General features: G+C 42.5%; 13 protein-coding genes. 10 read left to right on the top strand and 3 right to left on the bottom strand.

Annotated elements, in window-relative coordinates:
- Nucleotides 1-191 precede the first annotated feature (191 nt).
- Nucleotides 192-317 (top strand): hypothetical protein, encoded by a 126-nt coding sequence (locus ACE1AT_RS25260; protein ID WP_374873419.1) that lies wholly within the window; start codon nucleotides 192-194, stop codon nucleotides 315-317.
- Here the strand turns inward: ACE1AT_RS25260 and ACE1AT_RS25255 are convergent.
- The 3 genes from ACE1AT_RS25255 to ACE1AT_RS25245 form a co-directional block, all read right to left on the bottom strand.
- A complete protein-coding gene (locus ACE1AT_RS25255) occupies nucleotides 314-529 on the bottom strand; it encodes a hypothetical protein (protein ID WP_374873417.1) in 216 nt (71 codons plus the stop codon). The genes ACE1AT_RS25260 and ACE1AT_RS25255 overlap by 4 nt on opposite strands.
- On the bottom strand, nucleotides 516-719 hold the full coding sequence (locus tag ACE1AT_RS25250) for a hypothetical protein (protein WP_374873415.1): 204 nt from the start codon (nucleotides 717-719) through the stop codon (nucleotides 516-518). Before ACE1AT_RS25250 ends, ACE1AT_RS25255 begins: the two co-directional genes overlap by 14 nt.
- Nucleotides 720-949: 230 nt before the next feature.
- On the bottom strand, nucleotides 950-1,279 hold the full coding sequence (locus ACE1AT_RS25245) for a hypothetical protein (RefSeq protein WP_374873413.1): 330 nt from the start codon (nucleotides 1,277-1,279) through the stop codon (nucleotides 950-952).
- 434 nt (nucleotides 1,280-1,713) lie between these two features.
- Here ACE1AT_RS25245 and ACE1AT_RS25240 point away from each other — a divergent pair, with 434 nt between their 5' ends.
- Genes ACE1AT_RS25240 through ACE1AT_RS25200 form a run of 9 tightly spaced genes read left to right on the top strand, consistent with a single transcriptional unit; the run spans nucleotide 1,714 to nucleotide 7,402 of the window.
- Nucleotides 1,714-1,935 carry a Mo-dependent nitrogenase C-terminal domain-containing protein gene (locus ACE1AT_RS25240; protein WP_374873411.1) on the top strand — a complete coding sequence of 74 codons (222 nt, stop codon included), beginning with the start codon at nucleotides 1,714-1,716 and terminating at the stop codon, nucleotides 1,933-1,935.
- A gap of 60 nt (nucleotides 1,936-1,995) precedes the next feature.
- Entirely contained in the window at nucleotides 1,996-3,726 is a 1,731-nt protein-coding gene (locus tag ACE1AT_RS25235) for a hypothetical protein (protein ID WP_374873409.1), read from the top strand.
- A 25-nt stretch (nucleotides 3,727-3,751) separates the two neighbouring features.
- On the top strand, nucleotides 3,752-3,976 hold the full coding sequence (locus ACE1AT_RS25230) for a hypothetical protein (RefSeq protein ID WP_017308827.1): 225 nt from the start codon (nucleotides 3,752-3,754) through the stop codon (nucleotides 3,974-3,976).
- Between the two features lie 53 nt (nucleotides 3,977-4,029).
- Nucleotides 4,030-4,233, top strand: coding sequence for a hypothetical protein (locus ACE1AT_RS25225; protein ID WP_374873407.1), 204 nt, complete (start codon nucleotides 4,030-4,032; stop codon nucleotides 4,231-4,233).
- On the top strand, nucleotides 4,220-4,474 hold the full coding sequence (locus ACE1AT_RS25220) for a hypothetical protein (protein ID WP_374873405.1): 255 nt from the start codon (nucleotides 4,220-4,222) through the stop codon (nucleotides 4,472-4,474). Before ACE1AT_RS25225 ends, ACE1AT_RS25220 begins: the two co-directional genes overlap by 14 nt.
- A complete protein-coding gene (locus ACE1AT_RS25215; protein WP_017308824.1) occupies nucleotides 4,467-4,727 on the top strand; it encodes a hypothetical protein in 261 nt (86 codons plus the stop codon). The genes ACE1AT_RS25220 and ACE1AT_RS25215 overlap by 8 nt, the downstream gene beginning before the upstream one ends.
- Entirely contained in the window at nucleotides 4,724-4,975 is a 252-nt protein-coding gene (locus ACE1AT_RS25210; RefSeq protein ID WP_374873403.1) for a hypothetical protein, read from the top strand. Before ACE1AT_RS25215 ends, ACE1AT_RS25210 begins: the two co-directional genes overlap by 4 nt.
- A 50-nt stretch (nucleotides 4,976-5,025) precedes the next feature.
- Entirely contained in the window at nucleotides 5,026-5,844 is an 819-nt protein-coding gene (locus ACE1AT_RS25205) for a hypothetical protein (protein ID WP_374873401.1), read from the top strand.
- A gap of 4 nt (nucleotides 5,845-5,848) precedes the next feature.
- On the top strand, nucleotides 5,849-7,402 hold the full coding sequence (locus ACE1AT_RS25200) for a hypothetical protein (protein ID WP_374873399.1): 1,554 nt from the start codon (nucleotides 5,849-5,851) through the stop codon (nucleotides 7,400-7,402).
- The last annotated feature ends 5 nt before the right edge of the window (nucleotides 7,403-7,407 follow it).

The following is a 7,407-nucleotide window of genomic DNA, read 5'->3' as shown; positions in this document are numbered from 1 at the left end:
GCGCCTCTTCAGCCAGATCGAAGTCGCCCAGCAGTCGAATCAGAGTGGCGAAGACCCGACGTGACTCAGTGCGGTAGAGACGGTCTACCAATTCACTTACTTGTTCGATCACGATCTCACCTGAAACCAAAAATGACTCAGTTATTTTAGTACAAATGTATCATTAAGTCAACTACCAATTAGCTTTTGAAATGGAAAGGAACAACAACTATTTTATCTTTGTTAATACAGATTTATACTTGATTTATTTTGTGTACTTACTTAAAATTAGCGATCGCTGGTTTTTCGTGGCTGATTTATCAGGCGATCGCACTTAAATTTCTGAGAACGCTTCACCTTCTCCAACATAATTGCTGAATCTTGCCGCGATCACCTTTCCATCGTCATTGCCGCAAGCCTCTACCTGCATCCACCAATCACCATGCTTCCAGTTGGACTCACTGGTCGGGGTATTGGTATTAAGTTGCCGATATTCGCTTTCTCGTGTGCTGACGTAATTGTCGAGATTGCATCGCTCAGATCGTTTCATTAAATTTCTCTGCTGCGTCAATTAATCCTTTTGCCTGAATTAAAGCTTCTTTGGGTGTTCTATATCCCTTTTCGATATCCTCAAATTCGTCCTTGCGAAGCACAAAGGCATAACGAACATCAGATAAGAAGATTTCGATTTGGAATCCTTTGTAGTTGGTGGTAAAAATTTGGTTTTCTGCTACTTTCATTTCTTCACCACCGCTATTTCAAGATTTTGATATCACACGGTGGCTGATTATCGTGGAAATTCTGAAGGCGCAGATGTGGATTACGACTTAAACCAATTTTACAACGACGGAGAAAGCATCCTGGTATTATCCCGTGATATCCAATAGCTTCCATTAAGTATATATACTCAGGCTCATGATCATTTCTTTGGGTGTACGCGGTGTGCAATCGCATTGATTCCCCATTTTCCTTAACTAAAATTCCGTTCCAACCAATCAATAAAATCTGAGACGACTTTGCGATCGCCACTTCGCGAAACTCCAAAAACTTTCTCATAAGCCAGCGTCTTGTGAACACTTCCGTCTGGTTTTTTGGGTAGTTGTGCCCAAAGTTGGACATATGCCTCAAATGAAAGATTTTGAAACTTTTTCGGTAGGTTGGACGCATCTTTAAAAACGTCCAATCCTTTACCCTGTGAGGTGTCCAGAGTTGGACGCAGTTGGACAACTTTGCTGGATTCTGTCCAATTGGACGCACCATTGGACGCATTTTGGACAACGTTTTGGACGGTTTTGGACATTTTTGTCCGCACCAACTCTGAACTGGGGAGTTTCTCTAGCGGCATTGGGTGCAGCGTTTGGATTACTGGCTACGACTCCCCTAATCATCCCTGCTGTTGCAACATTCGGAATCACATTTTTATTAGGAGTCGCACATGAAACTTACCACGCCTAAATCGAAATCTAACCTCGTTGCCTTCTCTGCCTATATAGCCGTCCTCTCTTGTGGCAGTTACTACCTCTCTAGCAACTACAAAAATCTAAATCCTATGTTGTTGGGTATGGGTGCATCAATGGCAATTGGTGGCGGTGTGTTGGCGTTTGTAAAGAAGTAGAAACACACAGTGATCGCATACATCCTGAAGGCGATCGCTGGTGTTGAAAAAAAAAATGGTGTGTTGGTTAGTCACGAGGGTCTTCCACATACCAGAATCAATAGGGAGCATGGAGGATTATGATACGGCAATTACGGCGAAAACTAGATGAAACAAAAGTTGCAAACCCAGCAAGTGCAAAAATTTTATGCTGGTTGATTCCAGCATCTTGTCCGTTTGAACGCAGCATTCAGGTATCTGGATATACAATTCATATCCCCGCGCTATGCCATCTAAACCCCTTTTATGACCAGCTAGTTAGTTTGCGATTTCGGGCGCTGGAGTATTTAGCGCAGCACTAAGGGGTTAAGCAAAAATAAGTTGGTCAATAGTCCAATCATCAAGTCTTGGGAGCCACAAATATGGTCTTGGCAGTTTCCACAATTCCCCAACAATCTCTAGCCTCTGAAGGGTTTTCACTCTTTGAAAGCGGAACAACCGCCTATATCAAATTCGCTCGTTGGTTGAAACACCAGCAAGAAACGATGAAGCCTAAAGCATTCAAAGCTCTGCTTGCTGAGTACGGGATGATTCGTCGCGAGGCGACAAAGTTTATCAAGTTAGCTAAGGTGAGCGATCACTTTGTGCCAGAAGACTTAGCCAAGCTCGGTTTGATGATGTTCTCGCTGTTGACACCACGCTACAAAGAGCTTTGGTCAGAGATGTTGGACGGTCGAGGGTCTTCCACGTACCAGGATGAGGCGGGCTTAAATATACCCTGCGACATGCCAACAGTACTAAACGCCAAGACCTCAAAGCCCGCCTCATCCTGGAGGGGACAATGCGGTGGGGAACTGACCCAAGAGTTGGTGGATGGACTCAAAAAACAGATGTTCCCAACCAAAAAACGGGAGAACAAGAAGCAATCGTCCATAACGAGCGCGATTCATAACCAAGAAACTCAAGCACGGGTAGAAAAAATCGCCTCATCAGAAGGAATTAGCCTTTCTGGGGCAGTAGATAAGGCACTTGATTACTATCAAGCCTTTGCCGAAGGGAGACTGGTTTGGGCAGAAGGCAAAGACTTAGCGGATGTAGTTGCGGTTAGCTCAGTCTCACCAGGGGCGATCGCTCCTTGTTCTGAAAATAGCTCCCTTGAAGAAAAAGCCAGCTTACCAATTTTGATAGAGTCTCGATCAGAAGCACGAGTAGCAGATGTTAACGAATCCTTGCAAGGAGCGATCGCATTAGTTAACCCCGAAGAGGCTCAATCCCAGGATGATCTAAGCATGGGGGAAGTTCCAGACGGGCAAACGCCCTCTGAGGCAATTGCAATAGTAGGAGCCGAACAAGATGAACTAGAGCAATTCATCACAGCTGAAGAAGTAGCACTCCAGCAATGGGGGTTATCCCTTGGTGATACTGTCGTTTGGGCTGATGAGGAACACGACTCAATGATGGCAGGACGTATCTACGATGTCACTGTTGATCAAGCCCTGGTAGACTGCGGACTACAAAACCCTGTAGCTGTAGCTTATGCCCATATAAAGAAGATTACTCCTGAGTCTATAGAGTCGGACTTGAGTGATGGTAGAAGCCCTCACTCCCAGATATTGATGAAGGCTCGGAATGTAAAAGCTCTGTGGAATGTCAATTCTATACAAGCTGAGGCTAGCCTGAATGAACTACTCAAGATGAGTTGGCATTGGAAAGTTTGGATAGACGAGCAGGCAATGTCGCAAGAAAATCGCCTTGTGTTCATTCCTGGGGGTAAAGACTATTTAAGTGAATCAGAAGTAGAAATCAATACTATTGATCACAAAGAAATCCCCACTAATCCTGTAGAAGAAATTGCAAAGGTTTTTCGCAATGCATCGGACTGGGCAGAAATTAGAACGGCACTGCTAACTTACGGATACGAACATAAACAAGCTGCCTGGAATCTTCTATTTGAACAAGAGAAACAGCGTTTTCTTTCGTTGATGCCTCCTGCTGTAAAAAAGCTTTCTAAACTAAAAAAACAAGGAATAATTCTTGACTTCAAAGAAGATATGACGGGTGAAAACTTCTTCATAAAGTTAAAGTCAGGAATTGAACAGGAAGTATCGCTAGCTAGCCTTGATGAATTTGTTCTTGAATTAGAGCTGTTCTAGTAATAACAACAGGAGCCTGGTGCAAATGTTTGATTACAAAACTTTGAACACGGAAAGCATATACCAGATCAATGGCGAGAACGGAGAGTGGCACTACAGTAGTTACAATCAGGGAGTTAGAGGCAATAAATACATATTCTGGCGTTTTGCGGTAAATAATTCTAAGCGCAGAGTTAACCTTGCTCTTAGTCGGGAAGCAGTACAACGCAGAGTTACCCAAGAAGTTAAAGCGTTGGATTTGAGCAAATAGGTGTAATAGCGACACTTCAGGCGAAAAGATGAATTGATGCAGGAGAAAATTTAATGAAACCACTCAATTTTGAGCCAGGACACCATTACAAAATTACTGGCTTTGAGCAAACTTGCGTATTTAGTCGAATGAATATTGAATTGGGACATCCTAGATATATCTTTTGGCAATACGTTAATGGCAGAAAAGTTGAGATTAGATTGTCACGATTTAGTGTAGAGAGAAACGTTTCTAAGCTCACTCATGAAAGTAACTAAAAATCAACCATTTGAAACTACCTACAGTGGCTACAAAATTGAAATCACTAAACCTACAAGTACCTATGCCTACTACGTTAGGGGTGAAGATTTAGATGATTCAGAGGGAGGATTTACCAGTACTAATGATGCGTTAACAGCCGCAAAATCATTGATAGATGAGGATGATTTTTGGCTAAGTCCAGACCGATTTAAGGAACAAGCTAAAGCTAAAAAATTATTTGGGAAGAAACATGTTTGACACCACAGAGCTAACTAAAAACACTCTCTACCGCATTCAAAGTAAATCAGGTGATTGGAGGTATAGCCACAAAATATCCGGTGCGTATCCCAAGTATGTATTTTGGAAGTTTGCAGACCGTTGCCCCAACACACGGGTAAGTATCGAGCTATCTCAAAAAGCAGTGTTGGACAAGGTTTGGGAGTCCGCATCTCAAACACAGCAGGTAATTAGATCAATCGATATCACTCAGCTAGAGGGCTTTGTGTCGTGAAAATAGTAGAAGTTTTTAGCGTGATCGCACTGGGTTCCAATCAAATGCGATCGCACCAATCCACCCGTTTCCACAGGAATGAATCTATGAAGATTATTACTCAAATTTACAAGCATCAGTACTTCCCAGTTCTTTTAACTCTTCTTTGTGCTGCTTTATTTCTCTACGGGGTAATCGTACAGGCATCTGAGAAATGTTCTCCGGGTGGAGGCAGGCGTCACGAATGCATCCAGATGATATCCGATTAAGTAAACAGGGGCAATTAAGCCCCTTTATAGTTAACAAACTTAAGAGAATTATGGCAACTAAAAAGAACCCGATTACAGATCCAGATGGAAGTAAAGCGGCAGCACAAGCAGATAGAGTAGCCAGACAGAGAATCAAGGAACGATTCTCAAACCCGCTGGAAGCGGCTCAAAATACAGTTGAAGCAGCTAATAGCGCAGTTAAAAATGTAGCCAGCACTGCTCAATCAGTCTCCAATGGTGTTAATGCTGTATCTAATAACTTTAAAGCAGTACGTCGAGCATTCGATGGCGGGAGTGAATTAGTAACCTCAAGCTCTGATGATTCGTTTGCCAAAGCCGAACAAATAGCACAAGGATTTGGTATAGCCGATATTTCTCCAAAAGAGCTAATGGGATCTGACCCTTACGCAGCGGATGCATCGATACCAGAGATGACCGCAGCAGAAGCTAACCGACATAAGCTCACGATCCAGCGCCAAAACAACGCTTTGGATGTGCGGTTAGAAAAGATTAAGCAAGGTAGAAAAGTAGTTCAACTAGCAACAGAAAACTGTCGGTTAATAGGTGATGTAGTTGGTTTCCACACAGCAGGGATTGAAGTAGGAAGCAAGATAATAGAAAATCAAATCGCAGATACTAACTATCGCAGCAAACAAAGCAAGCTAGAACAGACAGAAGAACTGTTAACTCAACAAATAATAGCAACGCAAGGAACGGTTAATTTAACAGAGGGGATTCGCTTGGAGTGGAATCTAAAATTTGAACGTCAACAAGCAAAGAATCAAGGATTGCGTCTGGAAGTAGAAGGGGCAGTTAGGGATGCAGAGATTAAGCGTCAGGAATTAGAAGCTAAGTTACTAGAGGTTTAAAACGATGAATAATATTAACTTTGCAAACAGTAAATTAATTACCGTTGCAAGTGGGTTAATCTGTAGTGTTGCCTTAATAAGTTATTTTCGCGCAGACTCTTCAGCTAAAGAGCTGGTTCTAAATGTGGCATTGAGTAGTAGTGCGATCGCAGCAACCGCTCACCTATTAACAAAGCATCACTCAGAGTGTGGCAACCAGCAGCTTAAGGAAATAGTAGAGAAAATAACAAAACCGCTCCAGCAACTGGAATTCGAGAACAAGAAGTTGCAGCAACTGAGCCACACTCTAGCGCCAATCACATTTAAGTGGGATGCAGAAGCTGGACTAATGAAAGCATACCTGCTGTTATCTAAGAAGCCACAAAAAACGGTAGAGGAGGAAGTGATCAATGATGTTCAAAAATTTATCAAACCTCCAGAATCACTGATTGAATTTGTAAAAAATGCCTATCACGTAGGCATGTGGGCAGAAACAGGAGGTGGGAAATCAACCGCAATTTCAAATATCATCGGCGGCATGATTCAAGAGTTGGGTGGTACACCAACCATTAGGACTACGATTCCCAAAATAGATGTAGACACAGCCAAAATATTCCCTCATGTTAATTGGCTAGGTGTTCCGAATTCTGTTTTTGGGTTACTCGAAGCAGCGCTAGAGATTCAATACCGCATCCACATCAATGAACAAGCGTTTTTAAAAGGAGAGGAGATAAAAGATTTTGACCCGATATTGTTTTTCATAGATGAAATCAACCTAATATTCACCAGATGGAAATCTATAAACGAAGCAGATTTAGAGAATGTCCTAGAGCGCTTTGCAAACACTTTGTCAGGGGAAAGATTAGAATACTTCAATCAGTTCATGAGGATAGAGCTAGGCAATTACAAGCAGCAGTTTGCTAAGAAGTTGCTATTGTTCATCTGGCAGACGGGGCGAAGTCTCAGGGTGAAATCTTTGATTGCTGGTCAAAATCTCCAGCCAGGTAGTTTTGGGATGATGGTCAATGATTTGGCCAATTGTGCTTACATCAGTTTTGGCGACAGCATTAGGAGTTGCCAAAAATACAAGGTTCGTGATGTTGATGCAGAGTTAATTTCTAAAAACACTAACTTACTTCAGAAGGCGCTGAAAAGCAATCCAGAGCTAAAATACACCGCTTTGTATTGTCCCACCCAAGGAGAAGCGTTTTTTGGGACTCTACCGCCACCAAACTATTACCAGTGGGATAAACAATTGGTTTGTCCACCTATGTCCAAAACCGCGTCCAACGACATGTCCAATTGGACGGAATCCAGCAGAATTGTCCAATCATATCCAACGCCGGACAGATTACAGGATAAGGGATTGGACGTTTTTAAAGATGCGTCCAACCTGCCGAAAAAATTCCAAAATCTCTCATATGAGGCATATGTCCAATTGTGGATGGAGTTGCCCAAAAAGCCAGATGGAAGTGTTTATAAGACGCTGGCATATGAGAAAGTTTTTGGAGTTTCGCGGAGTGGCGATCGCAAAGTAGTCTCAGATTTTATTGATTGGTTAGAGCGGAATTTTAGTTAAGAAAT

The organism is Pelatocladus sp. BLCC-F211 (assembly GCF_041928655.1).
Classification (GTDB): Bacteria; Cyanobacteriota; Cyanobacteriia; order Cyanobacteriales; family Nostocaceae; genus Pelatocladus.
Note: the sequence above shows the minus strand (reverse complement) of the source record. Positions and strands in the feature narration are given on the sequence as shown.

Excerpts from the sequence above, each read along its gene's own strand:
- ACE1AT_RS25205 (WP_374873401.1), top strand. The coding sequence starts at position 5,026 with ATGGCAACTAAAAAGAACCCGATTACAGATCCAGATGGAAGTAAAGCG.
- ACE1AT_RS25255 (WP_374873417.1), bottom strand. The coding sequence starts at position 529 with ATGAAACGATCTGAGCGATGCAATCTCGACAATTACGTCAGCACACGA.
- ACE1AT_RS25220 (WP_374873405.1), top strand. The coding sequence starts at position 4,220 with ATGAAAGTAACTAAAAATCAACCATTTGAAACTACCTACAGTGGCTAC.
- ACE1AT_RS25245 (WP_374873413.1), bottom strand. The coding sequence starts at position 1,279 with ATGTCCAAAACCGTCCAAAACGTTGTCCAAAATGCGTCCAATGGTGCG.
- ACE1AT_RS25225 (WP_374873407.1), top strand. The coding sequence starts at position 4,030 with ATGAAACCACTCAATTTTGAGCCAGGACACCATTACAAAATTACTGGC.
- ACE1AT_RS25200 (WP_374873399.1), top strand. The coding sequence starts at position 5,849 with ATGAATAATATTAACTTTGCAAACAGTAAATTAATTACCGTTGCAAGT.
- ACE1AT_RS25260 (WP_374873419.1), top strand. The coding sequence starts at position 192 with ATGGAAAGGAACAACAACTATTTTATCTTTGTTAATACAGATTTATAC.
- ACE1AT_RS25230 (WP_017308827.1), top strand. The coding sequence starts at position 3,752 with ATGTTTGATTACAAAACTTTGAACACGGAAAGCATATACCAGATCAAT.
- ACE1AT_RS25235 (WP_374873409.1), top strand. The coding sequence starts at position 1,996 with ATGGTCTTGGCAGTTTCCACAATTCCCCAACAATCTCTAGCCTCTGAA.
- ACE1AT_RS25250 (WP_374873415.1), bottom strand. The coding sequence starts at position 719 with ATGAAAGTAGCAGAAAACCAAATTTTTACCACCAACTACAAAGGATTC.
- ACE1AT_RS25215 (WP_017308824.1), top strand. The coding sequence starts at position 4,467 with ATGTTTGACACCACAGAGCTAACTAAAAACACTCTCTACCGCATTCAA.
- ACE1AT_RS25240 (WP_374873411.1), top strand. The coding sequence starts at position 1,714 with ATGATACGGCAATTACGGCGAAAACTAGATGAAACAAAAGTTGCAAAC.